Here is a 26,381-nt window from a genome sequence, read left to right on the forward strand (position 1 = left end):
TACCTCAGCCGCGTGACTAAAAAACCCAAACACCCTGTTCATGTCACCAGTTTGCTTCGTTGCATTGTATGCATGAGGTGACTAACTCGCATCCTCGAATGCCTATATTTTCAATTATTCATCAAGAACATTCATTAGCTCATCCATTTCATATGTTTTTCCACGTGCCATTAAAATGTCTACACCTGTTTTAGCGTCAACATTATTGAAAAGTACATCATAAAGAACATCTGTAATCGGCATATTTACACCATATTTTTCTGCCAATTGTTTAGCAGCCTTAGTAGTACGCACACCTTCGACAACCATGCCCATATTATCAAGAACTTCCTGTAAATTATGGCCTTTTCCAAGCAAATTCCCTGCTTTCCAGTTCCGTGAATGCACACTTGTACAAGTTACAATTAAATCACCAATTCCTGTTAATCCTGAAAATGTAAGAGGACTTGCCCCCATCTTCACACCAAGTCTGGCAATTTCAGCCAAGCCCCTTGTAATCAAAGCAGCTTTGGCATTATCACCATAGCCCAAACCATCTGTAATTCCTGCTGCAAGGGCAATAATATTTTTAAGTGCTCCACCAATTTCAACACCGATAATATCAGGGTTCGTATAAACACGAAAATTATGATTAATAAATAAATCTTGAATTTTTTCAGCAGCTTCCATGTTTTTAGAGGAAACTGTTACGGTCGTTGGATGACGAAGACTCACTTCCTCTGCATGACTCGGTCCAGAAAGGACAACGACACTATCTAATAGATGAGCCGGAATTTCTTCTTCGATCATTTCAGAAATTCTAAGCAATGTATCTGGTTCAATTCCTTTGCTAACATGAACAACGGTAATTGGCTCTTTTCTAATCATGCTAATTTTATTCATTACTTCTCGAATTGCTTTCGTTGGCACAGCAAGAATGATTGAATCAACACCTAATAATGCTTCATGAAGTGATATGTACCCAGTAATCTCTTTAGGCAATTGAATACCTGGCAAATATTTTTTATTCGTATGGTATTCATTAATTTCATGAATTTGTTCAGGATTATGTCCCCAAAGCCGAACATCATGATTATTATCTGCCAACACCATTGCTAATGCTGTACCCCAGCTACCGGCTCCAATTACAGCAATGCTTTCTTGTTTTTGTCCCAAGAGAACACCTCCTTTTTTCTCTGTCTAGCCTACTTTCTTTCCCGTGCGAGAATCTTAATCGGAGTGCCTTCAAATCCGAAAGCATCACGAATTCTATTTTCTAAAAAGCGCTCATATGAAAAATGAAGTAATTCTGGATCATTTACAAAAACAACAAATGTAGGCGGCTTCACAGCTACTTGTGTCGTATAGTAAATTCTTAATCGCTTCCCTTTATCTGTTGGTGTTGGATTCATTGCCACTGCATCCATAATAACATCGTTTAATACACTTGTTTCCACGCGCAATGAATGATTTTCACTAACTGTATTGATCATAGGAATTAGTGTATGAATCCGTTTTTTTGTTTTGGCCGAAAGGAAAACGATAGGTGCATAACTAAGGAATAAGAAGTGCTCACGAATTCTTTCTTCAAATTCTTTCATCGTTTTTTCATCTTTCTCAACTGCATCCCATTTATTCACTACGATAACAACGGCCCTGCCTGCCTCATGAGCATAGCCAGCTATACGCTTGTCCTGCTCAATTATGCCTTCTTCTCCATCGATGACAACGAGTACAACATCTGAACGTTCTATCGCTCTTAATGCTCTAAGAACACTGTATTTCTCTGTCGTTTCATATACCTTGCCTTTTTTGCGCATTCCTGCCGTATCAATGATGACATATTTTTGACCATTATAAGTAAGCTGGGAGTCAATCGCATCCCTAGTTGTACCTGCAATATTACTGACAATAACTCTTTCTTCACCTAGGATTGCATTAACAAGTGATGATTTACCAACATTAGGCCTGCCAATTAAAGAAAATTTAATTGTATCATCTTCATAATCCTTTTGACTTGATTTTGGAAAGTGCTTCGCAGCTTCATCAAGTAAATCTCCCAACCCTAAACCGTGAGAACCAGAGATCGGAAATGGCTCTCCAAATCCTAACGCATAAAAATCATAAATATGCTCTCGCATTTCCGGGTTGTCAATTTTATTTACACCAAGTACAACAGGCTTCTTTGCCTTATAGAGAATTTTTGCTACTTCTTCATCTGCTGATGTTACGCCTTCCCTCCCATTCGTTAAGAAGATAATGACGTCTGCTTCATCAATCGCGATCTCTGCTTGTTGACGGATTTGTTCAAGGAAAGGCTCATCCCCAATATCAATTCCGCCAGTATCAATAATATTGAAATCATAGTTTAACCATTCTGCTGAACTATATATTCGATCTCTCGTTACTCCTGGAATATCTTCTACAATCGAGATTCGCTGCCCGACAATTCTGTTAAAAATTGTTGATTTTCCTACATTTGGGCGTCCGACAATTGCCACAACTGGTTTTGCCACGAATATCACCCTTTCATATCAATTCGAAAAACTCGGCGTTCTGTCCGCTTTAGCTAAAATAAACCCTTCTTTCACAATAGAAGGGTCCAACCTAATTATCTTATCAAAGCAATACCATTCAAGCAAGAAGAAAAGTGCAGCCTTGAACATCACGTGAGTTTTTGTTTCTCCTTCTCAGATTGACTATAGTATTTAGCAAACAAATCTGCGATTAATTCAAACCCGTTCCAGATGGCTAGTAAACAAGCAGAAATGGCTGCTACATCCAAATAGACAAAAGATCCTATCAAATAGGGAAAGGAATATTTCGTTAAAATAATAGCATAAAGAAAGTCACCTTGGATCGAACCTAGCAGCATGATAAAAAACCTTAAAAATTTTTTCTTTTGCAATACAATGGACAATACAACAAGAATAACAGAAAGCATCCAATAGCGTGGGAAAATGAGCCAGACTGGATCAAATAATTCAAATATATGAAAACTCGCATATGCAAGCATAATAATAAAAGTGCATAAGAATAGATATAATGTCACTTTTCTATTTACCTTAGCTAAATAAAAGAAACAAGTAGTAAAAAGAAAAATACTCGCATACGAAATACGTAATCCGAAAACAGATAGACTATTTGAAGAAATAATGATGAACAAAAGCAACCAAATTGACAGGAGCAATCGCTCGTTTCCACTTCTTTTCATAAAAAAAGTAGCAAGTATCCAAAATGCCCACGAAATCCAAAAAAACAATAATCCTTCCATTCTCTCCACCTCTATCATTCCCATTATGTCTCTTGACAATGTAATTTAATCTTTTTCTTACAATTTTGTATAAAAATAAAGGAATTATTCCATCTTAAGGAGTGGGAGGTGGTTTCAATGGAAAAGGATCGACAAGAAAAAAAACTTAAACAAAGCAGAAGAACTGAATCTGATCGAGACCAAGCACTCCATTATCCTGGAGCTACTAAATTGCAAAGTCCAGAGGAAGCTAGAGAAATGAATAACAATAAGATTTGAACAATACATGAGGAAAATTAGAGGTCAAAATTACATGTTTACCATCCAAATCAAAAAAGCTCTCGCTAGTTGCAAGAGCTTTTTTATTGGATTTTTCTTTGGCTAAATTTCTTCGTATCAATACTTCTTTCACTTAACCAATGGTGAGTTTTGCCAGAAATAATCATTGGGACTTGCTGTAAATCGGCAATACTTTTTGCACCTAAAGCTGTCATAATCAAGGCTAATTCATGCTGAATGGTTTTGATTTCTTCAATTAAAGCTTCAATTCCTTCTTTGATAAGTATTTTAAGAAAAAAACCAGCAACACCAGCAGCATCAGCACCAAGAGCTATTGATTTGGCAATATCAAGGCTTGATTGAATACCACCTGATGCGAATACACTCATGTTTGTACTCGCCTCTTTCGCTTCAACAATCGCAATTGGCGTCGGAATTCCCCATTCATCAAAAAATGGCAATGAACTTGCTCGTCTTTCATTCTCGATTTTCGCAAAATTCGTCCCACCATATCCACCAATATCTACAGCGGCAACCCCTACCGATTGAAGTTTTGCAACAGTATCCATACTCATCCCAAAGCCAACTTCTTTCACGATAATTGGGGTATTGACACAGCTTGCAATTTTCTCAATACGCTTAAGAGCAAAGCGAAAATCACGATCACCTTCCGGCATCGCCAATTCCTGAACAACATTTAAATGAATTTGGAGCGCATCAGCTTCGATCATTTCGATAGCTGCTTTTGCTTGATCTACGTTTGCTTCACTGCCTAAATTGCCAATAATGAGCCCTTTCGGATATACTTTGCGAACGATGTCATATGTTTTTCTTTCGGAAGGATCTTTAAGTGCTGACATTTGTGACCCTAAAGAAATGGCTAATCCTGTTTCTTTCGCAGCAATGGCAAGATTTTCGTTAACTTGTAAAGTTCTCTCTCCTCCGCCACCAGTCATGGCATTGATAAAAAAGGGCGAGCTTAAGTAAAGTTCGCCAATTTTTGTGCTTATATTTGCCTCGTCCAATGCTGAATTAGGCAAGCTTTGGTGTATAAAGGCTATATCATCAAAGCCTGCTTGCCTTCCTTGCCCAGTTGAAAGAGCTAACTGTATATGATCCCATTTTCGTTTTGATCTTGACAAATTTAATCACCATTAATTTTTCAAATTCTTTAATTTATCACCGATCATTTCGCCAAGTTGGAATCCTTTAGATTCTTCCGGAAGCTCGTAATCAGTAATATATTCAGGTTCTCTTTCTTGAAGTTCTTTTATGCTTAATGATAAACGTTGTTCTTGCTCATTGACTTCAAGCACTTTCACGTTGACTGTTTGCCCTTCTTTTAATACTTCATGTGGAGTACCAATATGTTTATGAGCAATTTGTGAAATATGAACGAGTCCTTCAACACCTGGGAATAATTCTACGAATGCTCCATAAGATACAAGCCTTCTTACGACCCCTTCAAGAACACTGCCCTTCGGAGCCTTCTCAGCAATATCTGCCCACGGTCCAGGAAGTGTTTCTTTTATGGATAGTGAAACCCTTTCGTTATTACGGTCTACACTTAAAACTTTTACTTGAACCTTTTGACCTTCCTCAACGACATCAGATGGCTTTTCAACATGATCATATGAAAGCTGTGAAATATGAACGAGTCCGTCGATACCACCAATATCTACAAACGCTCCAAAATCAGTAATTCTTTGTACTGTTCCCTCTAACACTTGACCAGACTGTAGAGAATCAATAACTTGGTTCTTTTTCAGCTTATTTTCTTCTTCAACAACCGCTCTATGTGAAAGAATTAGTCGATTTTTTTCCTTCTCAAGTTCAACGATTTTGAATGTCATCATTTTCCCTTTATAATCTGTAAAATCTTCAACAAAGAATGTCTCGACCAATGAAGCTGGCACAAATCCACGTACACCTAGATCAACAACTAGTCCACCCTTTACTACATCCTTTACTTCCGCTTCAAATGTTTCACCTGATTGAAATTGCTTCTCAAGGGTTTCCCATGAATTCTCGGCATCTACTTTACGCTTAGAAAGAATTAGAGCTTCTTCTTCTACCTTAAGCACTTCAAGTACAAGCTCATCACCTTCAGAAACGACGTCACTAGCTTTTTCAACATGTAAACTAGATAATTCACTAATAGGAATAATCCCATCTAGCTTGCTATCACGAATATCGATAATAACTTGCTTTTCTTCAACCTTAGTAACTTGGCCTGTAACTTTATCGCCAATTTCAAAATTCTTTACTTCTACTTGGTTCATTTCTTCTGACATATGTATTCCTCCTTATCGAAATGCGGAAGTTTCCTTTCGAACAATTTTCCAATTGCTCCTACGATTTCGCCGTAGCTTTAATTTTAAAATATTTCCTTTTTATTAACTTCTTATAAACGACTTCTTTTGTCAAGCAAGAAGGTTTAGCGATTATTATTAATCAGTTTACGAATTTCATCCATAATTAATTCAGTCATTTCATCTGCAGAAATTTTTCTTTCACGAAACTCCTTAATATTTATTGGTTTTCCATAGACTACTTTTAATCGTTTAAATGCCTTATATGGACCAATAATGGCACAGGGCACAACTTGTGCGTCTGTTCGAAGTGCGAAAAACCCGGCACCAGCTAGCCCTTTGCCTAATTCCCCAGATTTATTTCTAGTCCCCTCTGGAAAAAGACCTAATACTTTACCTTCCTTTAAAATACCTAATCCTTTTCGCAATGCTTCTCGATCACTCATACCTCTTTTTACAGGAAAAGCATTTAAATGGCTTACTACTTTCCCTAAAAGAGGAACGTTAAATAATTCTGCCTTTGCCATGAAATGAACAGGTCTGGGAGCATTTATTCCAACAACTGGCGGGTCCAATACATTAATATGATTTGAGCATAGAAGGACACCCCCATCTTTCGGAAAATGCTCTCTTCCAATTACTTCAAACCGATATAATGGCTTCAATACTCCATATACTACCGATTTTGCAAAAGAATAAAACGTCAAATTCATCCGATCCTTTCATTAGCAAGCAACATAATTTTTTCAACTACTTGATTGATCGACAAGGAAGTCGTGTCAATTTCGATTGCATCTTTCGCTTTCTTCAAAGGAGCAACTTCACGCTCAGAATCAAGCTTGTCACGCGTTGAAATCTCTTCCTTTAATCTTTCTAAGTCAGACGGGAAGCCTTTGCGAATGTTCTCGGTATGTCTGCGAATGGCCCTCTCGTCCACTGATGCAAGTAGAAAAATCTTCACTTCCGCAAAGGGTAGGACATGTGTGCCAATATCTCTACCATCCATCACCACCCCGCCATTTTCGGCGAAGCTTTGCTGCCTTCTGACCATCTCTTCTCTGATTAACTTATGCTTTGCAACAATTGAAACTGAATTCGTTACTTCTGACGTTCTTATTTCATCCGTAACATTTTTCCCATCTAAGTAAATTAGCTGACTATTATTCCTTGAAAGCAACTCTATCGTAGTAACTTGTAAAATTCCAAGTAGCTTATTCTCATCTTCTAAGCTTATTTGTTCTTGAAGTGCCTTATACGTTAAGGCTCTGTACATAGCACCTGTATCTATGTATATATAGTTTAATTGCTCTGCCACGATTTTTGCGACCGTGCTTTTCCCAGCAGCAGCTGGACCATCAATTGCGATTGAAATCTGATTCTTCATATTTCCTCCTAAATTCAAGGATAAACCATTATCTCCGATGAACTACCATCTTCTCTATTTTATCATATAAAAGCGAAATCACCTTAAATAAATTCTTATATTATCTTTTTGAATAAATCGAGTAGGAGGGGGTGATTAACCCCCGACCTCTCACACCACCGTACGTACGGTTCCGTATACGGCGGTTCAATTAAGATGAGTAACGCAAAGATTCGTAACGAACTTGCAGACTTCTTAACCCTTGCTTTTCCCAGTAGGAAATGCCGAGGGTTCTGTGTAATATGGGGCTATTTGAAATTCGCCAGTAGCCTTTTCGACTGTTTCCCCACTCATATGCTTTTCCATAAGGAATGTTAAAGCGAGCGAGATTTCTGACTCTTGTTCGAGGGTTCTTCCAATTCTTCCAAAGGCACATTCGCAATCTTCTTTTAATCCAGCTGTCTAAAGATTTAAATATTGTTGGTGTCTCTGCGAGCGCGAAGTAACCACACCAACCAGTTAGATATTGATTTAGTTTTTCAATGCGATATTCCATTGGAAATGGCATCTTTCTTGAGGTAATTTCTCGTATTTTCTTCTTCATTCGGTGTAGGCTTGTTTTCGCAATACGAACCTTCGGTTCTTTATGGTAGGTAAAACTAAACCCTAAGAACTTCCGATTCCACGGTCGGTCTACTGCTGACTTTTGTTCATTTACTTTAAGTCGTAGTTTTCCTTCAATAAATCGCTGTACACTTGCCATCGTACGTTCGCCTGCACGTTTACTTTTCACGTAAATATTACAGTCATCTGCGTACCGAACGAATTTATGACCTCGTCTCTCTAATTCTTTATCGAGCTCATCTAACACGATGTTTGAAAGTAACGGGCTGAGTGGACCACCTTGTGGTGTTCCTTCTTCTGTACTTGAAATCACTCCATTTATCATGACACCGGCTTGGAGATATTTTCGGATGAGTTTGAGTAATGGCTTATCTTGAATTCTTTTCGCTAATGTACTCATTAAGCGGTCATGATTGACTTTGTCAAAGAACTTTTCTAAGTCCATATCGACAACCCATCGATATCCTTCTTTCAAATAACCTTTCGCTTTTCGGACAGCGTCATGGGCACTCCGATTTGGTCGAAATCCATAGCTATTATCCGAAAATATTGGATCATATTCCTCTGATAATATCTGCGATATAGCTTGTTGAATCAAACGGTCTGTCACGGTGGGGATACCTAGTAAACGCACACCGCCGTCTGGTTTCGGGATTTCGACACGACGCACCGGTTGCGGTTCATAGGTTCCCGCTAGAATCTGCGATTTAATGGATTCCCAATTTTCGAGGATGTGCTCTCGTAAGGATTTTACGGGCATCATGTCTACTCCATGGCTTCCTTTATTCGCCTCAACTCGCTTGAGTGCTTGTATCATATTCAGTCGTGCTAAAATTTGATTCAATTTCACCATTTCGTTCCTTTCCGTGAATAACTTGTCTTCTTATAACCGCCTGAACTACACCCTCCATGAAGCACCTCATGGGATTCACCACTACCTTCATCATGTGAGGTTTCTCTGTTTTCTGTGTTCCATCATCCAGAACGGCATGCCAAGGGCTATTCTCTCTTAATTGTTCAGTCCTTCCAAATGGTTCTAGACCCATTTGTACTATGACCTCTGCTGACTTCTGATGATTCAGCTACTTGTCGCCAAGTAGGTTATGAAGGGTACTTCATGTTCTCATCAGACCTCCCCAGGTAAGAGTGCAATCTTTCCCTCCACCTATCTGCTTCATTTACTCTGTATCACCTTCGACAGAAAGGACTTTGTTTTGTTTCGCAAACTCGTCCAATGATACCTAGCCTCATATGAAGTTCGTGTTCCTCAGACCGGAGGTTTGCCGCCCGCTTCCTTCAGATTCTGCGTCACCACAGACACCCTTGCGTTAAGCTACTGCTACTTCTGCCTTCACAGTTCGGGACTTTCACCCTATAGATTGCACCCATGCTGGGCGCACGAAAAAAAAAGCAGGTATTTACCTGCTTTCTCATTGTCCCTTAAACGTTTCGAGCAATTGAGTGAAATTATCCTTTGTCACACCCTCATATTGACTTAGCTCTTTTAATTCAGGAAGCGCATTTAATTTATGGAAAAAAATTTGTGCAAACATTAAAAATATAAATTGAATTATCACGATTTTTATCAAAATTCTTTCTATCGATTTCATCTATAACCGCCCCAATACATCGTTCATTCTTATTATGGGAGATTATCAAAAAATTTATGCTTCTTACTGTTAGATTTTATACTTCCAATCCTTTTTTCTTCAATGCAAGCTGTCTATCAAAACAAAAGCGAAGTAATAGCTGTCTCTCAATTGCGGAAATGTCAATAAATTGAACTGAAATAATTGAATGAGAATCATTAAAATCTATAACTCGAACAACTTTACTCTTTAGTTTTACATAATGAATTTCTCCATTTTGCATTGGTAATGCAAACCAATTATGAATAATCATATTTTGTTTAACTTTTGTATGTTTTTTACTAATAATTGCGGCTCCGCCTGCACTAATATCTTCTGTAATCGTAACAAAGGGCTGAAATTCAAAATTATTCGGGTGAACAGCCGTATCAACTGATGTTTCCACTCGGACAAACTGTCGACGCTGAATCTTTATTAAATGTTCGTTTCCTGGATAAGAGAGAACGATCATCGGAATATTCGTCTTAACTCTTTTTAAAACTTCACATTCAAAAAGATAAACAGACCCGTCTATGGAGATAAAAGTTGTTTTTAATTGGGTCCCTTCCATTAGAAACACCGTTCTGTTCGTTTCCATATTTATTGGATAATCAATATATAACTTATCCCCTACTTTTTCTACAAGCTTGCATTTATATTTTTCAATCTTGTCTGAATATTTAGGTTCCAAAATAAGTACATCACCAATATTTATCATAAGGATCACTCTTTCTAGTTTTAAAAAAAGGAGAAACTTGTCATTTAATTATGACATGACTAGAAAGATTTGTACATAAGAAAAGCGAATGATGTAGACATTGCTAGCTTAATCCTGCACTTTTTAAAAACCAAGATTAGATCGTCTCTTCAAATATTGGCTCTGCATTTTGCAGCTTTTCAACCTTCTCCTCATGACCATCTTTCGCATTAATAAAAATACGATACGTATCATTTCCCAAGACCCCTAAAAATTCGTAACAAAGAACTTCTTCGTTTAGATCATTATTAATAATGGCTAAACCATCCTCCATAATCTTTAATTGTGGATTTAATTTTGTTCGCGCATCTTCTAGAGAAATGGCAGGACTTGGTATATTTCGCTTATGATTTGCGCGTAAATAATCCCCAGCTGAAAAACCGATCATATTTCCATTATCTAAAGCAATTTTTATTTTTACCGAATCAGAATATAATCGAACATTTGATTGTGTTGCTACAAAAGTAAACAAGCCAATATGGTCATATTGAGCACTTTCGAATAGTTCAAGATCCGTAAATCCATTATCTTTAAGAAAACGACTTGCCTTTTCACTAGCTTCATTCAAACTAATGTTTTGCTTTTTTACATCTCTTGATAGAATATACCAAATCGGGTAGCCACCCTTTTTCAAAATATCCATGCTTGCTTCTTGCCTTGTTTTATTATCTTGCAGGGAAACACTATAAAATGCATAATCAGAGCCTTTTCCGTTTTCAGTTACATGTACCTTTGCATTCTTAAAAGGAGTGTATTTTTTTGCTTCAGCTACTGCTTCGTTAGCTGTAATGTCTTTTCCATTTATATGTGTAAAATCTTTATTCTTTTTCTCGAGACTTAAAAATGTTGGTCCTAAGTCTGTTTCACCATAACCCTCTATCGTTTTTTCAACCGTTTTAAATCCGTCGATAATTGTATTGTCTGTTGCCTGTTTTCCTGAAGCTAACGCCATTTCAACATCCATCCAACGAAGATTATTTTTTAGGACTAAATGCTGTACTTTTCGCAATTCATTCTGAATATCAGCTGATTGAGAGTATAGCTTTTTTAATGACGTATATTCCTTATTTGACAACGGCTCCTTGTCTAAATCTCTCACTGCTGTCCGATAACTGAAATCACCGATATTTGCTAAAAATTCTTCTGTTTTATTGAACGGGAGAAGTGTTAACGGGAGTTGTCCCACACTATTATGGGCCTCAGAGGTTAATCTCCATACTTCCGTTAAAGCTGGTGACAATGATTTCCGAGAATTCATCGCTAAAGTTGTTCCGATTTTGTCATGCAATAAATCAACTTTATAAGTCAAAGTATGAAAGGCGCGTTGATAATTATTTTCTGCATTAATTAAGATAGCATTTTTCTCACGATGCTCTTGGTAGCCCCAAAAAGCTGTTCCCGCGACACCTAATGATAGCACTGCAATTAATAACACCCTAAGCAATTTCCTTCACCTCTTTATTTACAAAATATATGTTTTCCAATTTGCTTAATTTGAGGTCTCGACCAAATCCAAGCACTTGTAGCAGTGTCTGGATTAAAATAATAGAGGGCATGCCCTGTCGGATCCCATCCATTAATCGCATCCAAAACCGCTTTTTTAGCATTTTCATTTGGTGTAAGCCATATTTGTCCATCTGCAACAGCTGTAAAAGCGCCTGGCTCAAAAATCACTCCGGATACAGTATTTGGAAAGGTTGCACTATTAACTCGATTTAAAATAACAGCTGCCACAGCTACTTGACCAATATAAGGCTCTCCTCTAGATTCCCCATACACAGCATTTGCCATTAGCTGAATATCATTTTGGGAAAAACCATTAGGAATATTTGCTGCAGTCGGTTTCTTTTGTGCAGCACCTTGGTTGGCAGGTGCCTTTTTAGTTGTTGTTCCAGTTGCATTTTGTTTATTTAAATCAACTCCACCATAATAAGTGAACTTCTTTCCACTATTTATCTGCTTCTTTACATACGCCTCATCATATTTCGAGGCTTTTACTAATTTTGCTTTTGTAGTTGCACCTGCCAATCCATCAATATCGAGGCCAAATTCATATTGGAAGTTTCTTAGCGCCCAGTATGTCCCCCAACCAAATACACCGTCAATCTTCCCATTATAAAAGCCTAAGTATTGGAGCCGAGATTGCAATTCGATAACATCATCCCCTACAGCACCTTTCTGGATAATTTGATTTGAAAATGCACTAGCACTCTCCTCATTTCCACTCATTGGAGTAAGGAATAGACAGAATAAAACACTTAGAAAGACTTTTAGAAATAAAAGGCGTGTTTTCATTGATTGTAACCCCCACAGTAATTCTTTTTAACATTAACTCTATATTTTGTATTAGAAGGTTTTTTATACAAAAACAAAGAAAAATATCATGACAAAATCAAAAAACTCTTCATTTTTCATGAAGAGTTTTTTAGAAATTCAATTGATTTTCATAATGTTTTTCGCTCATTGCCCTTGCCATTTTAACTTTCCTTAAACCGAGCCACCAAAGAAATATCATAAATGGAAGCATAATAAATAACCAATTTTCCTGTGTAATTAAAATATAATCATATATGCCATGAAGAATGAAAGGCAAAAATAACGAAATAATAATCCATTTCGTCTTAGAGGTTGCTGTGAATTTACCTTTTCCGATATAATAACCCATGATAACACCAAATAAGGCATGACTGGAAACAGGCAGCAATGCTCGTCCAAGTGCAAATTCAAGTCCATTTGAAACAAGGTAAAAAATATTTTCTAATGTAGCGAAGCCAAGTGAAACTGAAGCACCATAAACAATCCCGTCATATGGCTCATCGAAATCAGCATGTTGATAAACCACATAGAAAAGAATAAACCATTTAAAAAATTCTTCCAGTAAACTCGAAGAAAAAAAGGCATTTACAAAGCTTGCCTGGAAAATATCCTCTGTTTTAAGAACATATTGAATAAACATGATTGGGAAAACGAGCAACGCCCCAAACAAGAAAGTTTTAAAAACTGTAAAAATAGGCTCTGAGTCATATTGATCTCTTAAATAAAAATAGCTTAATAATGCTAATCCAGGGGCAATACCCGCAGTTAATATTCCAAGCATGTGCTGCCCTCATTTCATACTCTTTTCTTAATCGTAACATGTTATGAAAAGAAAGAAAACTAGAAGCTTAAGTTTTACTTTATTTAGATGAAGACTCCCATTTAAGAGCTACTGTTAACAATATATTTCCAGTTAAATGATAAATGTCTACTAAATTCATTTAAGCCATACCTTTTATTAGCATTTTTAATAAAAATAATGAAAGAAACGAGATTTAATTTCGCAGACGAGAAATTGATAAACTTTGGGGGTATACATGTTGAAAAAGAAAAATGTTCTAGTCATTCATACAGGTGGAACGATTTCAATGAGTGAAGACAGTTCAACAGGAGCTGTAAGCCCGACTGAACACAATCCGTTAATAGAAAAAACAACTGAATTAAGTTCAATGGCTAATATTATCGTTGAGGAGCCCTTTCACCTCCCTTCACCACATATTACACCAGTCGAAATGTACAAATTGAAGGAATTAATCGAGACATATAAAACAGAAAACGTATCGGGTGTTGTGATCACACATGGGACAGACACATTAGAAGAAACAGCTTATTTTCTGGATTTAACACTCAAAAGTCAGGTGCCAATCGTCGTAACTGGTGCCATGCGTTCTAGCAATGAAATTGGTGCAGATGGACTATATAATTTAATCTCTGCTATAAGAGTGGCTACCTGTGATGAAGCAAGAAATAAAGGGGTTCTCGTCGTCCTTAATGACGAGATTCATACTGCAGAAAACGTTACGAAGACCCATACATAGAATTAGTTGCAAATACTTTCATAATTCTACATATGAGCCTAATTGATTTACCTTTTAAATTGAGAGAATACAGCCTATAATATAGCCTATCCCCTTAAAGAAAATTTACAGTTACCTTCACTTCATATAAATCATCTTTATACCAATTAACATGACTTATAATTGTTTTATATATTTCATTCATTTTTCTTTGCTCTGTTGTATTTTCAGCTTCACTTAAAAAATTATCAATTCTTTTAATCCTCTCTACATTAGAAACTATAGAAAAGGCGTTTAGTTTCTTCTTTTCATTTTTCAAATCATCTTCTAACTCTAATATTCTTTCTTGTCTAACTTTCATTTTTCTCTTGGCTTTATCCGCAGAATACATTCCTATTTCATATGCATCCTCAATTTTTTCTAACGCTTCTTCATTTTTCTCATATTCGTCTTCTAAAAGTTTTATCCTTTCTATAATTGCTTGTTTTTCCACATTGTTGGTTTCTATTGTGTTAATTTGCGACAATCTTTCTTTTACAAAGATGGCTGCATTATAGATAGCGTCTTCTACTATCTCAATTTCACCACCTTTACACCTTCCACATTCAGTACATTTCTTGATAAAAATACCAGTTTCCTCTCTTTGTATAGTAAGAGTGCTTCCACAGTTATGACATTTTACTAAGCCAGATAAAGCATTGACATTTCCACCTTTTGAGTGAGATTTTTTTTCGCTCATTAGATGAAGTATTCTCATGTGTTCTTCTTCAGTTTTTAATGGAGTGTGGCAATTTTTCACCACAATCCATTCTTCTTTTGATTTTTTTCTAAAAGGTTTTTTATCTAATGAATTTGTTTGCGATAGTCGAGTACCTTCTGTCTTATTAGAAGTAATATGTCCTAAGTGCACATCACTTTTAAGTAATCTGTTCACTGTATTAGCTGTCCATTGACCATTTCTTGGCGAAGGAATTTTTTTCTTATTTAAAATCCAAGCAATGTCATATGTTGACTTACCATCTAAAAACTCTTTAACAATTAGTGTTTTATAAATTTCCGACTGCTCTTTGTCTATTGTTAACTTTTTTAAATCTGAATTATACCTATATCCATATGGAGCTTGTCCGTTTGACCACCTTCCCATCCTTTGTCCAATTTTTCTTCCTGTAGTTAAGCGTTTAGTAATCATCTTATATTCTCTTCTAGCCATAAACCCTTTAAAGTCCATTGTTTCTTCATCACGTTCATCATTAGGGTTAAATATTTCAAATGGATTAGATGAAATAATCAATGTTCCACTATTTTTGAAAATTCTTCTTATGGTGTCTTGATCTGTACCACTTCCTCTACCAAGACGATCATAGTCAAACACGAGAACAGCATCGTATAACCCTTCCTCAACATCTCTGAGTAGTTCTTTTATTTTAATTCTATCTTCAATAGACTCACCAGAACCAATTTCAGCATACTCAATATAATTCCATTCATTTTTTTCACATATCTCTCTCATTATTAACAGATGCTTTTCTAAATCTTTCTCTAATTCTCCTCTAGATTTACGGAGGTAAACTGCAACATTTCTAATCGCTTTAATGATACTGGTTATATCTTGTACTGCAAACAATTCATCTACCTCCCTTTATACACAACTTCTATGGAGAAATTCTGTTCATTATACACGTTGATTTCAACCTGTTCCCACATAATTGTTTTCTGTTGTCTATTCAAGCCTAATCGATATGCCATCTTCTTTATTTGTTCAGTTGAGCGATGATTGTTTAATTTTTCTTGAACACCTAAAGCTCCAAATTTTCCATAATATTGTAGTACTATTTTCTTTTCTTCATCAGTCCATAAATCATTTCTTTGAATAACTGAATTTTGTAAGCGAGATTGCTTTGATACTTCTGGTTTCTTTTTTAATCCTAATTGTTTTGCTTTCCTTAAAATCTGAGTATTGCTGTACTGCGGAAAATATTCAGCTAATTGATTCGATGTTTTGATTGAATAAATCTTTTTAAGTAATTCGGTTTCATCATTAGACCAATTGGCTCTCATAAAACGTACCCCCTATATTATTCTATTAAGTATAATATACAAAAAATAGAGTAGATTGTAAATGTTGTCAATCTACTCTATTAATGGAATTAAAAATGCTTATGTATTTGCTCTGCTAATCTGACAATTATGTATTCTGGAATTTTCTCCAATAGTTCTTTTTTGAATTTTTCTTGTACCGATTTATGCTTAATAATTATAGTATTATTTCGTTTTACAATAAAAGTATCATCATTCACATTATCACCATCTTATCTATTTATTTATATCTCTCAATCAATTCATCTAATAACTTATTCATATAGTGTCTGTACCTTACATTTTTCAGCACACTTCTAACCTCTACTCCAATTTCTTCACAAATTCTTAAAGGAATACTGCTTTCATTAATCCTGCTTTTATATGTATGTGATAATTGATTTTCAGCTATGTTTTTATATTTAATAAACTCGTCAATATGTATAAAGAATGTTCGTGTTTCTGGTTCTCTAAAGTTAAGTAAAAAACCAGCAATCACACCATTATACTTTGTAGATTCTTTTAAACTAGTAATCTGATGTTGTTTTATCATATGTTCTTTTAAACTAATACTCTTGTCTTTAGTGGACTTCATTTCTATTGGAAATAAATGATCCTTATAATATAGAAGACAATCGAATTTATTTTGTGGAAGCTTTACTCTCATTCTTACATCTGGAGGCAATTTTACATCTCTAACACGAAAATAAAAGATATTTTGTTCATTGCAACTCGTCTCCACATCTTGCTCAAAAAGTTTTCCTTCATTTTTCTTTTTTGACAACCTATCCTCTCCTTATAGATAGAAATGGTTACTTTTTTAACATTAGTTTAATTAATTTTAAAACTTATATATTTTTTTAAATTACTTAAATCTATTACCTTATTATTCTCATCAATGATAAGTTCTGACATTATTATCACCTCCTTAAAAGTCTATGAAAGTGAAATTTTAATTTGTTTCTAACTTAAATCATCTTCAAGATTTCCACCTAGAATATCCCACACTTCTTGATATGCTTCATACTTTGCTTTTAACTTTGTTTTTCTTGACCCAGTTGCATATTCAATCTCAGTGGTAAGAATTAACACCTTTCCCACAATCTCTTTTCTGATTTCTCTAAGTTCATCTGATAGCTCACTCATTTTTGTTATTTTTATTGACAAGTTTATTCCTCCTTTTCTATGACAAGATTTGTATTTATTAGTTTTTCATTTAACTTAATACCCTCAATCACAACTGGCTTTAATGGATTAATACTATTAAAAGGAATTCCATTATCACATGTGATTTCTTTTAGCAGCTTATTTTCCATTTTTAACTCCTCCCACTCTTTCTTTATAAAATTTGACTTTTATATAAATGTTATTAGTTTAATTATTTTAATGCGTCAATCTCTATGTATTATCTATGCATTCCTTGTTAATGTAAAACTTCTGACTCAATATCACTGAAGCTTATTCCAAAGTTTGAAGTATATTCTTTGTTTTCTTTAATTGTCTTTTCTATGCTTTTTTGAACTTGAGGTATTCTACTTCCCAAGGATAATGATTTGTAGATGTTTCTTAATCTTGATCCTTCATGCTTTATTACTCTTCTTTTTTGTAGTACATCTTGTAATTCTTTAGAAAGATAGTATCCCTCACAAGCATTGAATTTAGAAATCTCAATCTTATGATAAATGTCAGATACTTTTCTATCATACTCTGATTCTTTCTTACTAATTTTTGCAATATCGGATTGCATCTTTCTCTGAATCTTACTTAGTTCATTTAAGTATGTACTTGCTAAACACATTTCCATCACCTCATATTTTTTGTATTAAAAAAGAGTAAATATAATAGCTACTCTCATTGTATTAGTTTAATTACTTTAATTCAATAGTTTAGTTTAATTTATTTTAAATTTATTAATTGAGTTAAATGGCTACGTCTAACTTAATCTGCGAATGTCTTTCATACCCTTCTAAATTGAAGTGTTCAGGTTTAAAATCATAGAAGTTTTTAATGGCATCATCAATTATCAATAGTGGTGCAGGTAATGGTTCACGATTAGTTATTTCTTTTGCTTGTTCGATATGACGAGTATATAGATGAAGATTATTAATATAGTGATGCAACTTACCCACCCTCATTCCCACTGATTGAGCAATCATGTGTTGCAATAAAGCATACTGAGTTACGTTTATGTTTCCAGCTACAAGATAATCTGATGATCGCTGCACAAGTGTCATATTTAATCTTTCACCATCAAAATCCCACATTGTTAGGAATGCACATGGATATAGCGTCATGTCATGTAAATCTTGATGATTATATAAATTAGTGATCATTCTACGACTGTAAGGGTCATTTTTCAAGTCCCATATAAGTCTATCAATCTGATTGAAATAACCTTCCTTATACTTGTGCTCATATTGCATTTGTCTTCCATAAGCTAAACCCAAATTACCTCGCTCATTCTTCCATGAATCCCAGTATTTAACTCCGTACTTCTTCTCTAGTAAATTCACATCATTTGACTGATCTTGATAAATCCAAAGGTCTTCTTTTAATCCAGACTTCCATGCAGTAGGTCTAAGTGTACCAATTGGAAACTCTTCTTCTAAATCATATTCATTTAACACACCAAAAACTTTTAGCGTATAAGCAGGTGATCCGTCTTCCCATTTCGGTCGAACATTTACCCCTTCATCGGATTTACCAAATTGAAGTATTTTATTAATATTGTCCTTTATTATGTAATCAGCTTTACTCATTCAAGCTCTCCTTTATATTAGAATAGGTGAAAGTATTTCTACTCCCACCTGTATATTTATGTATTAAGTTGATTCAAATAAAATCCTTATTTTACAATATATTATTGGGGAAACTCCATTGTGACTCTATTACCATTCCCATCACGTACTACGATGACTTTATCTTTCTTCTGACGTTCAATTTCTTCTTTTAATCTCTTTTCTGGTGCGAAATCACGTTCCCAGTTCTCAGGCTTAATTATCTTACCATCACTTTTTCTAAACTTAGGGATACCGTTATGTAATTTACCCATATTTGCTTCCTGTACTATTTTAAATAGATTAAAAGGTTTAACACCTAGAATAGTAAATGAACCTTGATTAAAATACTCAACATCAGTTAATGCATCAGCTTGAGCAACAAGAATATCTTCGACAGGTTTTGCTTCTTCGACCATTTTATTAATTGCAGCTCCAATTCCATCTAGTAGACTATCAGTAAGTTTCAAGAATTCAACTTTATTTCCACCAACAGTTGCGTACAATAATTCAACTAATTCTTCCGCAGTCCATACAGTACGATTTAAAGCTGTTTTTTTATCCATCGGAGTAGGTGTTTCATTATAAGGATGATTAAATGCCTTATGAAAGTCACGAACCATATAGTAAGTTTCATTTCGATTATATGTTTTATTATTAGCTTTGCGTTTTCTCAATGGTGAGACATCTTTAATTTTCCATTCTTCTGTTTTAGTTGTGCGTAAGTTACTTTGTTTGTTTACAATTATCTCGACACCAACTGTTTCACCTTTAATGTATAATACTTTACCTTGTTTCTTTTCTGGGTGAATAAAAATTAACATACCTTTTCGAATTTGTTTTGCTTGTGTCATATTAATCTCCTTTTGTTCAAGTTTTAGTAAAGAAATTTACCAATTAAGATATTGCCTTTTTTATATTAATTTACTAATTAATTCTTGAAGTTCATCTGGATTAAAACCTCTTGATCTAGAAATCTCATTACCTTCTTCATCTAGTAAAATAGTAACTGGCACACTTGAAATTTCAAATTTTACAGCAAGGTTTGGATTATCAAATGGATTAACTTTCTCTGCTAATACATTATTGTCATTTAGAAAATTCTCCACCATTGTACAGGCAGGGCAATTCTCCTTCTCAAACTTAAGCAACTTTTTCATTTAATTCATCCCCCTAACTAAACTTTTAAATTCTTCAATTACCGGTGGTGTAGGGTAGCTCTCAAACTTTAATTTAAAAGCTATTTCATTCTTTTGTCTCAGCAAATCTTCAAGGACATCTAATGCTCCACAAAAGAAATCATCACCATAATGTGACTGTCCACTACCGAACAATCCAATCTTCCTATTCTTCAATTCTACTAATTGCTTGAAAATCTTCTTAAAATATATAGGAGGCGTTCCTCTACCTAACGTCAATGTTCCAATTAATATTGTTTTATAATCCTTAAAATCAACATCTTCTGGATTCATTTCATTAAGGTCATAAACATCCCATTCATTAATATTCTCTAGTTGCTCAAGTATTGATTTAGTGTTTCCTGTCATTGAAAAGTAGTACGCTGCTTTAGAGGTCAAAACCTTCGCCACCTTCATGACTATAATTAATCACATTTGTTTGAAAGAAGTCTGCTTTTGTCGCTCTATGTTCACCATTCTTCTCACCATAGTTTAGAATCCATTTAGATTTAATATCTTTATTATCAGTATAAATGTCATTTAATCCAGCATTTCTACAGATAACATTCGCAAGATATTCGATATAATCTGTGTATTCTTTAATACTCATAGTCTCAATATCAGAGAAGATTTCATTAGCCCATTCCTTTTCAGCATCGACACACTCTTTTATGAAGTTAACTGCATAATCATAGTTCTCTTGATTATTTAATTGAGGATTTTCCAACATTAAAATTTGCATAACTAATCCATAGAATACATTATGCTGCGTTTCATCTTTCTTAATTAAGTTAATCATATTGTTTGAGCCAATCATTTTATTATCCCTTGCTAGTGAATGGAAATAAACAAATCCACCACTAAAATATAATCCTTCTAAAATAATATAAGCTAACAATCCTTCATAAAGAAGCTTAAAGAACTTAGATTCATCTTCCTTTGCTTTACCGACAAGTACATCTTCAACATAATCAACTAATGCCTGAATCTTATCAATAATAATTTGATTTCGTTTCATCAATGTTTTCAATTGTTTAGGAGCATTAAATGCTTGACGTTTCTCCGTATCATTTAACATTGTTGAAGTTAAATATTGATAAGAGCGATTATGTAGTCCTTCAAAAGAAGCGATTAACTGTACACATCCAGCAATACTTGGATCAGTAGTTAAATAGCCTAATAAGAAGTTGAATCTATTCGCAATGGAATCTAATTGAGTGAGATAGCCAGTAACAACATTGAAAGCATATCGCTCTTTATCTGTAAGTTTTTGTCGATAATCCTTAATATCTTCCCCTAGTCGAATTTCATCTTCAATCCAATATTCACTAAACATTTCTTTATTAATTTGTAATAGTGCAGGGTATTTTAAATCATCCCAATCACAAATTCCACTTGCCTCTCCACCAAATGCTCTAGTTGATTTATTGTTAACTTTCCCATTAAATACACGAAACGGTTTAATTGTAGACAATATTATTATCTCCTTTGTTAGTATTCTTATCTGCACCTATATACTAAGTAGGTGCAGATTAATTTAATTATGCTTCACAGAATGAACATCCTTCTGAACGGTCAACGTTATTCGTGTCTGAGTAGGTATAATAGATGGTCTTTAATCCTTTTTCCCACGCTCCAACATCTAATCGTAACATTTCACTTGCCTTAATTGACTTATGAATATGCATATTATGTGAGATACCTTGATCAATATGTTTTTGAATAGCTGAGATAATATTGATAGACCACATTTCATCCATTTCAAATCCACTCTTATAGAACCACATTGTCTTAGGTGAATAGTTTGGTGGAATCATTGTTACATTCATTCCAGCCTTTTCTTCTTGATAAATTACTTCATATAAAGGATCGCAACTTGGAGAAACTCCACCCATTATTACACTATTACTTCCAGTTGGAGCAATTGCTGCTAAATAAGAGTTACGAATTCCACCATTCATAACTTTATCTTTAAGTTCTAGCCATTCAGAAGCACTGTATCCTCGTTTTTCAAAGTATTCTCCTGTATGCCATTCAGACCCTTCAAATAAAGGATACGATCCCTTCTCAACTGCTAACTTATGTGAAGACAGTATTAGTGAATAAGCATATTTTTCAAATAAGTTATCAGCAAACTCGACTGCTTCATTACTATCCCACTGAATCTGTCTATCTGCAATAAGTGTAGCTAATCCCATAGCTCCTGCACCTACAGCTCTATATTGTTTATTTGTATGCGATGCTTGTTGCACAGGAGTCCTATTTAATGAGATAACATTATCTAACATTCTCATTTGAATGTCTGTAACTCGTTGAAGATCAATAGTATCATCTTTAAATACATTTGGAAGTACAAGTGAATTTAGGTTGCATGTGACTAATCCTTCACCATGTTTGATTTGAAGTACAACTCCACCTTCTTTTAAAACATCCTCTTCATGTTTATCTGGTGACATATTCTGTATAATTTCTGTACACAGGTTACTTGCATGTGGAATACCTTTATGTGAATTAGGATTCATTCTTGCTGATGTGTCACTATAATATAAAAATGGAGTTCCACCAGTTTTTCTAGCAGTATAAATATTTGCGTAAATATCTTTGGCTTGCACTACACGCTTTAACTCCAGTTCACTTTTCTCTACAATTCGATAATAATATGTAAAGGCATGGTCAACTTCGTTTGGAATTTCGCCATCTCTTAGTTTTTTATTATCGTATAATGTATTTAAATCAATCCCTAGCTTTTTATTAACTTCATAAGGATCAACAATTGTCCAAGTTTCACGATTATTTAACCTACGCATAAACTCATCAGGAATACATACTGCTGTAAAAATAGAATGCGCTCGTCTTTCCTGAGAACCAGTTTTCAAACGTAAATCAAGAAAATCAAAAATATCTAAATGCCATAAAGGTAGATAAACTGCAATACCACCTTTTCTTGCACCCAATTGATCAACATATTCTGCTATATTACTTAACAACCTGCAAGGATGAACAACGCCTGTTGAACGTCCTTTATATCCACGAATCCAGCTTCCTCCAGCTCTTAAATAGCCAAGGTATGTTCCTATTCCAGCACCGTTTTGACTGAAAGTGGATACATCTTTTATTACATCCATAATGCTCTTTAAACTATCATCCATAGTTAAAATGTGACATGATGAAAGTGTCCCAAGTGGTCTTCCACTGTTCATTAAGGTTGGTGTTGCTAGACCAACATATTGATTAGATAATACCCAATAAGCTTCTCTAACATAGTCCATTCGTTTTGTTTTTTTCTCGTCTTTCATTAAATACAGGGCTGTAGTAAGAAATCTCTCTTGAGGTAATTCTAATTGTTTCCCACTGTAACTTTTTATCAGATAGTTTTTATCCAATAAAAACAATCCAGCATATGAAAACAATCTGTCTTTATTCTTATCAATAATTTTCCCTGCTTGTTTTAACTCTTTTTCACTATAAGATTTAATAATATCTTCAGAATATAGACCTTTCTCTGTCATCATTAAAACAAAGGAATAATAATCACCATATCCTTTTCTATAATCAAACCCTCTTTCCTTTGACGCTTTTTTGTATATTTTCCTTAATAAAGCTGAGGCTGATAAATATGTGAAAGAAGGTGTGTTTTTTGTAATATTATCGTTTGATTCTCTTATGATTAAATCAAATAGTCTTTCAGCTTCGATTTCAGACCTACCTTCTAATTGAACGATAATGTTGTCTTTAAGTTGTTTAATGGCTGACGGTTCAAACTTTTTTTCTGAATCTTGTACAATTTCATTTACAAATTTATCGAATCTCTCTTTGTTAAATTCTGTTTTTTGAATGTGAGATTTTCTATCTTTTGTAATTAACGTCACTCAATTACCCACTTTCCGTACATATATTTTTCAATTTAATTATTTCTCATTAATTCTCACTTCATCTTCAAATATGTAATCTTCATCATTAACCCAATCTTGCTTATAATTTTCAGCTAACTCATTGAGATAAGCTTCTTCAAACGGACTCTTTGTAACTACATTTACTTGTTTTACTTTTTTTACTGGAACATAGTACTCATTTAACCTGCACCTTGTAATTACATCTGAGTTACCATATTCATCAGTAATTTTTAGCTCTCCCTTTTTAATTGGAAACTCACCCGAAAAAGTTTGTATGACTCCATCTTCCTCAACCTCAGAAACAGTGACAAGAGAGTTTTTATGAGCAAATAACATTCTTTCACCTCAATTTAATTATTTTTCAAATGAATAAACTTTCCCATTAAACTTACCAGAATTTAACCTTGTCTGTTCTTCAAAGTGCGTTCTTGCTTCACTAATGAATTTTCCATCATATTCAAAATAATGATCTTTTCCTTCAATACTAATGAAACTATAAAACTTTCTATAAGGGTTAAATGAAGCCTCGTATGTGTTATTAAAGATGGTACGTACTAACCCCTTATTGTAACTTTTGTGTTGTTTTCTCATATATGAATCTCCTTAGTTAGATTATTTAACCTTATAATTAGAACTTTTTAACTTGTCCTTAATCTACTTGCAGTGATATTATTGCTACTATAAAAAGATATTAGAATTCTAAATTCAATCCAATTTCCTTCAATATCTTTTTCAATGTTATCTTTTTTGAATTCTTTTCAATTCTTTTAATCTCATTGTCAATATTGTCAATGCAATCCTTATGTCCAGTGATAATAACAGAAGATTTATCATCTCTTATTTGTACATTCCATTTCTCACCTATATTTAATTTATCGCAAATCATACAAATTTGGTTTTCCATGCTGCTTCACTCCTAAATAAAATTGAGGTTGCTTGTACTAATAATTTTGTAAATAACCAAATACATTTAATCACCTCACTTTTTTAAAATAGAGTGTCAATAAATCTATATCACTCTTTCAGGATAATATAATTATATTAGTTTAATTAAATCATAGTCAATAGTTTAGTTTAATTATTTTAAATTGTGTTATTAGTAATTAATTTCTTCTTTAAGTAATCGCAAAGTGTTATACATATTAGATATGTTTACCTCGTATTCATCCCAATCTAAGTCCTTGATATCTCGATTAAACTCTAATTTTAATGATATTTCTCCTATTTGTTCTTCTAATTTACTAACAAAGGATAATAAGGTTTCTAGCTTGTATTCATTAAATGGCAAATTTATTTGAGCCTCCTCCATTGACTATAATTTTTTCGACTTTAAGTATGTATTTGCATAAACAATATAATTTACTGATGCAGCTAAGTTATCATTGATATGTTTAACATGTTCCGTATTTGGATTACTACTATCTAACATATGAAACATTTCATCCAGTAACTTATATGATTCATTTATCAGTTGTAGTGTATTCTCTGTTGTTGGTTCATTGGGCATTTTAATCAACTCCTTTTGGAAAGTATAGTTTAGTAATTTGTTACTAGCACCTCAACAGTGCTATTTTTACTTTTATCTTTAGCTTGATAATTACAATTTGAGTATGTATTATTCAGATAATGAATTTTGTATTTTCTAGACCATTCGATTAATATATCATTTTTCTTTCCTTTGTTCTCAAAAACATTTGATAAAGCGAATTTTATATCATTCTCATTTAACTCATCTAACAAATTAAATAATTTGAATTCATGTTCTTCACTCCATCCGCCTTGTTCGTTATAAGCAGCCGTAGTAACAAGATAAGGAGGATCGCAATATACAAAATCATCTTCATTTAGTTTGCTTGACTTCAAGGTGGCAAAGTCACAGGTAGAAAAGGTTAGATTTTTTTGTTTAATTACATCTACAAAAGTAATGAATCGTTTTCTTAGTTGCGGATTGAATGTTCTTTTCCCTACAGGCATATTAAATTTACCATGTCGATTGAATCTAATTTGATTACTAAAGGAATGAACCACTAAAGCATAAAACATCATTTCGGATTTATCACCATTATTATAAGCATCACGTAATGCTAAATATGGTTCTTTTTCCCATGCATTCAAGCTAAATTTATCCATTATTCCTTCAAGTTCTTCAATTAAAGTATTTACATCATTCTCATATAGATATTTTACTAGATTAATAACCTCTTCCTGAGTATCGTTTAATAAAATTCTATTCGCATTAACATTTACTCCTACATTACAACCTCCAGCAAACAGATCGATAAATGTATTGATACTGTCAGGGAATAGAGGAATAATTTGTGGGAGTAACTTGAACTTTCCACCAACGTAATTGAGTGGAGACTTAATAAAATTTGATATACAAACCACCTTCTTATATTAGTTTAATTTATTATTTGTTATAAAATTGA

At 34.0% G+C, this 26,381-nt stretch carries 32 protein-coding genes and 1 pseudogene; 2 read left to right on the plus strand and 31 right to left on the minus strand.

From position 1 onward, the window contains the following. Positions 1 to 114: 114 nt before the first annotated feature. From KDN24_RS14990 to KDN24_RS15000, 3 genes are all read right to left on the minus strand, one after another. Positions 115 to 1,092, minus strand: a complete 978-nt coding sequence (locus KDN24_RS14990) for an NAD(P)H-dependent glycerol-3-phosphate dehydrogenase (RefSeq protein WP_491348488.1) — start codon at positions 1,090 to 1,092, stop codon at positions 115 to 117. Positions 1,093 to 1,184: 92 nt separating this feature from the next. After that, positions 1,185 to 2,495, minus strand: coding sequence for a ribosome biogenesis GTPase Der (gene der / locus KDN24_RS14995; protein ID WP_491348063.1), 1,311 nt, complete (start codon positions 2,493 to 2,495; stop codon positions 1,185 to 1,187). 149 nt (positions 2,496 to 2,644) lie between these two features. Continuing rightward, positions 2,645 to 3,253, minus strand: a complete 609-nt coding sequence (locus tag KDN24_RS15000) for a YphA family membrane protein (RefSeq protein ID WP_409973471.1) — start codon at positions 3,251 to 3,253, stop codon at positions 2,645 to 2,647. Between the two features lie 117 nt (positions 3,254 to 3,370). On the opposite strand from KDN24_RS15000, the gene KDN24_RS15005 reads away from it, so the two are divergent. Then, positions 3,371 to 3,511, plus strand: coding sequence for a YpzI family protein (locus tag KDN24_RS15005; protein ID WP_409973470.1), 141 nt, complete (start codon positions 3,371 to 3,373; stop codon positions 3,509 to 3,511). An 83-nt stretch (positions 3,512 to 3,594) separates the two neighbouring features. Here the strand turns inward: KDN24_RS15005 and fni are convergent, their stop codons facing one another. The 11 genes from fni to prsW form a co-directional block, all read right to left on the minus strand. Continuing rightward, positions 3,595 to 4,653: a type 2 isopentenyl-diphosphate Delta-isomerase gene (gene fni / locus KDN24_RS15010; protein ID WP_409973469.1), complete on the minus strand. Its 1,059-nt coding sequence runs from the start codon at positions 4,651 to 4,653 to the stop codon at positions 3,595 to 3,597. A gap of 12 nt (positions 4,654 to 4,665) precedes the next feature. Then, entirely contained in the window at positions 4,666 to 5,805 is a 1,140-nt protein-coding gene (rpsA, locus tag KDN24_RS15015; protein ID WP_409973468.1) for a 30S ribosomal protein S1, read from the minus strand. Between the two features lie 143 nt (positions 5,806 to 5,948). After that, positions 5,949 to 6,530 carry a lysophospholipid acyltransferase family protein gene (locus KDN24_RS15020; RefSeq protein ID WP_409973467.1) on the minus strand — a complete coding sequence of 194 codons (582 nt, stop codon included), beginning with the start codon at positions 6,528 to 6,530 and terminating at the stop codon, positions 5,949 to 5,951. A 2-nt stretch (positions 6,531 to 6,532) separates the two neighbouring features. Further along, on the minus strand, positions 6,533 to 7,207 hold the full coding sequence (cmk, locus tag KDN24_RS15025; RefSeq protein WP_409973466.1) for a (d)CMP kinase: 675 nt from the start codon (positions 7,205 to 7,207) through the stop codon (positions 6,533 to 6,535). 190 nt (positions 7,208 to 7,397) lie between these two features. After that, entirely contained in the window at positions 7,398 to 8,660 is a 1,263-nt protein-coding gene (gene ltrA / locus KDN24_RS15030) for a group II intron reverse transcriptase/maturase (protein ID WP_491348489.1), read from the minus strand. Continuing rightward, positions 8,602 to 8,856, minus strand: coding sequence for a hypothetical protein (locus KDN24_RS15035; protein ID WP_409970504.1), 255 nt, complete (start codon positions 8,854 to 8,856; stop codon positions 8,602 to 8,604). The genes ltrA and KDN24_RS15035 overlap by 59 nt, the downstream gene beginning before the upstream one ends. Positions 8,857 to 9,240: 384 nt before the next feature. Continuing rightward, positions 9,241 to 9,420: a YpfB family protein gene (locus KDN24_RS15040; RefSeq protein WP_409971849.1), complete on the minus strand. Its 180-nt coding sequence runs from the start codon at positions 9,418 to 9,420 to the stop codon at positions 9,241 to 9,243. Positions 9,421 to 9,496: 76 nt separating this feature from the next. Next, entirely contained in the window at positions 9,497 to 10,156 is a 660-nt protein-coding gene (locus KDN24_RS15045; RefSeq protein WP_409971848.1) for a flagellar brake protein, read from the minus strand. A gap of 136 nt (positions 10,157 to 10,292) precedes the next feature. Next, entirely contained in the window at positions 10,293 to 11,639 is a 1,347-nt protein-coding gene (gene ypeB / locus KDN24_RS15050; protein WP_409971847.1) for a germination protein YpeB, read from the minus strand. A gap of 14 nt (positions 11,640 to 11,653) precedes the next feature. Next, positions 11,654 to 12,490, minus strand: coding sequence for a spore cortex-lytic enzyme (sleB, locus tag KDN24_RS15055; protein ID WP_409971846.1), 837 nt, complete (start codon positions 12,488 to 12,490; stop codon positions 11,654 to 11,656). A 130-nt stretch (positions 12,491 to 12,620) separates the two neighbouring features. Further along, positions 12,621 to 13,292 (minus strand): glutamic-type intramembrane protease PrsW, encoded by a 672-nt coding sequence (gene prsW / locus KDN24_RS15060; protein WP_409971845.1) that lies wholly within the window; start codon positions 13,290 to 13,292, stop codon positions 12,621 to 12,623. Between the two features lie 256 nt (positions 13,293 to 13,548). Between prsW and KDN24_RS15065 the strand changes: the two are divergent. Continuing rightward, positions 13,549 to 14,046 (plus strand): annotated as a pseudogene (locus tag KDN24_RS15065) (asparaginase); the annotation flags it as partial. A gap of 97 nt (positions 14,047 to 14,143) precedes the next feature. Here the strand turns inward: KDN24_RS15065 and KDN24_RS15070 are convergent. The 17 genes from KDN24_RS15070 to KDN24_RS15150 all read right to left on the minus strand — a co-directional run bounded on the left by KDN24_RS15070 (position 14,144) and on the right by KDN24_RS15150 (position 26,340). Next, on the minus strand, positions 14,144 to 15,652 hold the full coding sequence (locus KDN24_RS15070; protein ID WP_409971844.1) for a recombinase family protein: 1,509 nt from the start codon (positions 15,650 to 15,652) through the stop codon (positions 14,144 to 14,146). A 5-nt stretch (positions 15,653 to 15,657) separates the two neighbouring features. Continuing rightward, a complete protein-coding gene (locus tag KDN24_RS15075; protein WP_409971843.1) occupies positions 15,658 to 16,086 on the minus strand; it encodes a hypothetical protein in 429 nt (142 codons plus the stop codon). A gap of 259 nt (positions 16,087 to 16,345) precedes the next feature. Beyond that, entirely contained in the window at positions 16,346 to 16,888 is a 543-nt protein-coding gene (locus KDN24_RS15080; RefSeq protein WP_491348064.1) for a Holliday junction resolvase RecU, read from the minus strand. Between the two features lie 179 nt (positions 16,889 to 17,067). Then, positions 17,068 to 17,271: a hypothetical protein gene (locus KDN24_RS15085; protein WP_409971841.1), complete on the minus strand. Its 204-nt coding sequence runs from the start codon at positions 17,269 to 17,271 to the stop codon at positions 17,068 to 17,070. A gap of 2 nt (positions 17,272 to 17,273) precedes the next feature. Beyond that, positions 17,274 to 17,420 (minus strand): hypothetical protein, encoded by a 147-nt coding sequence (locus KDN24_RS15090; protein ID WP_409971840.1) that lies wholly within the window; start codon positions 17,418 to 17,420, stop codon positions 17,274 to 17,276. Between the two features lie 107 nt (positions 17,421 to 17,527). Then, positions 17,528 to 17,902 carry a hypothetical protein gene (locus KDN24_RS15095; RefSeq protein ID WP_409971839.1) on the minus strand — a complete coding sequence of 125 codons (375 nt, stop codon included), beginning with the start codon at positions 17,900 to 17,902 and terminating at the stop codon, positions 17,528 to 17,530. Between the two features lie 121 nt (positions 17,903 to 18,023). Next, a complete protein-coding gene (gene thyA / locus KDN24_RS15100; RefSeq protein WP_409971838.1) occupies positions 18,024 to 18,863 on the minus strand; it encodes a thymidylate synthase in 840 nt (279 codons plus the stop codon). 101 nt (positions 18,864 to 18,964) lie between these two features. Continuing rightward, positions 18,965 to 19,735, minus strand: a complete 771-nt coding sequence (locus KDN24_RS15105) for a pyrophosphohydrolase domain-containing protein (protein WP_409971837.1) — start codon at positions 19,733 to 19,735, stop codon at positions 18,965 to 18,967. A gap of 60 nt (positions 19,736 to 19,795) precedes the next feature. After that, entirely contained in the window at positions 19,796 to 20,041 is a 246-nt protein-coding gene (locus tag KDN24_RS15110) for a thioredoxin family protein (RefSeq protein ID WP_409971836.1), read from the minus strand. Beyond that, entirely contained in the window at positions 20,042 to 20,458 is a 417-nt protein-coding gene (locus KDN24_RS15115; RefSeq protein ID WP_409971835.1) for a flavodoxin family protein, read from the minus strand. It abuts the gene before it with no gap. Beyond that, a complete protein-coding gene (locus tag KDN24_RS15120) occupies positions 20,448 to 21,533 on the minus strand; it encodes a ribonucleotide-diphosphate reductase subunit beta (protein ID WP_409971834.1) in 1,086 nt (361 codons plus the stop codon). The genes KDN24_RS15115 and KDN24_RS15120 overlap by 11 nt, the downstream gene beginning before the upstream one ends. 67 nt (positions 21,534 to 21,600) lie before the next feature. After that, positions 21,601 to 23,928: a ribonucleoside-diphosphate reductase subunit alpha gene (locus tag KDN24_RS15125; protein WP_409971833.1), complete on the minus strand. Its 2,328-nt coding sequence runs from the start codon at positions 23,926 to 23,928 to the stop codon at positions 21,601 to 21,603. 39 nt (positions 23,929 to 23,967) lie between these two features. Continuing rightward, entirely contained in the window at positions 23,968 to 24,288 is a 321-nt protein-coding gene (locus KDN24_RS15130) for a hypothetical protein (protein WP_409971832.1), read from the minus strand. Positions 24,289 to 24,306: 18 nt separating this feature from the next. Next, positions 24,307 to 24,543, minus strand: a complete 237-nt coding sequence (locus KDN24_RS15135; RefSeq protein ID WP_409971831.1) for a hypothetical protein — start codon at positions 24,541 to 24,543, stop codon at positions 24,307 to 24,309. A 100-nt stretch (positions 24,544 to 24,643) separates the two neighbouring features. Continuing rightward, a complete protein-coding gene (locus tag KDN24_RS15140) occupies positions 24,644 to 24,856 on the minus strand; it encodes a hypothetical protein (protein ID WP_409971830.1) in 213 nt (70 codons plus the stop codon). A 192-nt stretch (positions 24,857 to 25,048) separates the two neighbouring features. Further along, on the minus strand, positions 25,049 to 25,240 hold the full coding sequence (locus tag KDN24_RS15145; protein ID WP_409971829.1) for a hypothetical protein: 192 nt from the start codon (positions 25,238 to 25,240) through the stop codon (positions 25,049 to 25,051). Positions 25,241 to 25,488: 248 nt separating this feature from the next. Continuing rightward, a complete protein-coding gene (locus tag KDN24_RS15150) occupies positions 25,489 to 26,340 on the minus strand; it encodes a DNA adenine methylase (protein ID WP_409971828.1) in 852 nt (283 codons plus the stop codon). Positions 26,341 to 26,381 lie beyond the last annotated feature (41 nt).

The organism is Cytobacillus sp. Bva_UNVM-123 (genome assembly GCF_046351715.2).
Taxonomy (GTDB): Bacteria; Bacillota; Bacilli; order Bacillales; family Cytobacillaceae; genus Cytobacillus.

Bases quoted from the DNA above. Each gene is read 5' to 3' on its own strand.
- KDN24_RS14990 (WP_491348488.1), bottom strand. From the start codon at position 1,092: ATGGTGTTGGCAGATAATAATCATGATGTTCGGCTTTGGGGACATAAT.
- KDN24_RS15000 (WP_409973471.1), bottom strand. From the start codon at position 3,253: ATGGAAGGATTATTGTTTTTTTGGATTTCGTGGGCATTTTGGATACTT.
- KDN24_RS15005 (WP_409973470.1), top strand. From the start codon at position 3,371: ATGGAAAAGGATCGACAAGAAAAAAAACTTAAACAAAGCAGAAGAACT.
- rpsA (WP_409973468.1), bottom strand. From the start codon at position 5,805: ATGTCAGAAGAAATGAACCAAGTAGAAGTAAAGAATTTTGAAATTGGC.
- cmk (WP_409973466.1), bottom strand. From the start codon at position 7,207: ATGAAGAATCAGATTTCAATCGCAATTGATGGTCCAGCTGCTGCTGGG.
- KDN24_RS15035 (WP_409970504.1), bottom strand. From the start codon at position 8,856: ATGGGTCTAGAACCATTTGGAAGGACTGAACAATTAAGAGAGAATAGC.
- KDN24_RS15040 (WP_409971849.1), bottom strand. From the start codon at position 9,420: ATGAAATCGATAGAAAGAATTTTGATAAAAATCGTGATAATTCAATTT.
- KDN24_RS15045 (WP_409971848.1), bottom strand. From the start codon at position 10,156: ATGATAAATATTGGTGATGTACTTATTTTGGAACCTAAATATTCAGAC.
- sleB (WP_409971846.1), bottom strand. From the start codon at position 12,490: ATGAAAACACGCCTTTTATTTCTAAAAGTCTTTCTAAGTGTTTTATTC.
- prsW (WP_409971845.1), bottom strand. From the start codon at position 13,292: ATGCTTGGAATATTAACTGCGGGTATTGCCCCTGGATTAGCATTATTA.
- KDN24_RS15075 (WP_409971843.1), bottom strand. From the start codon at position 16,086: ATGAGAGCCAATTGGTCTAATGATGAAACCGAATTACTTAAAAAGATT.
- KDN24_RS15090 (WP_409971840.1), bottom strand. From the start codon at position 17,420: ATGGAAAATAAGCTGCTAAAAGAAATCACATGTGATAATGGAATTCCT.
- KDN24_RS15095 (WP_409971839.1), bottom strand. From the start codon at position 17,902: ATGTGTTTAGCAAGTACATACTTAAATGAACTAAGTAAGATTCAGAGA.
- thyA (WP_409971838.1), bottom strand. From the start codon at position 18,863: ATGAGTAAAGCTGATTACATAATAAAGGACAATATTAATAAAATACTT.
- KDN24_RS15105 (WP_409971837.1), bottom strand. From the start codon at position 19,735: ATGACACAAGCAAAACAAATTCGAAAAGGTATGTTAATTTTTATTCAC.
- KDN24_RS15110 (WP_409971836.1), bottom strand. From the start codon at position 20,041: ATGAAAAAGTTGCTTAAGTTTGAGAAGGAGAATTGCCCTGCCTGTACA.
- KDN24_RS15130 (WP_409971832.1), bottom strand. From the start codon at position 24,288: ATGTTATTTGCTCATAAAAACTCTCTTGTCACTGTTTCTGAGGTTGAG.
- KDN24_RS15135 (WP_409971831.1), bottom strand. From the start codon at position 24,543: ATGAGAAAACAACACAAAAGTTACAATAAGGGGTTAGTACGTACCATC.
- KDN24_RS15140 (WP_409971830.1), bottom strand. From the start codon at position 24,856: ATGGAAAACCAAATTTGTATGATTTGCGATAAATTAAATATAGGTGAG.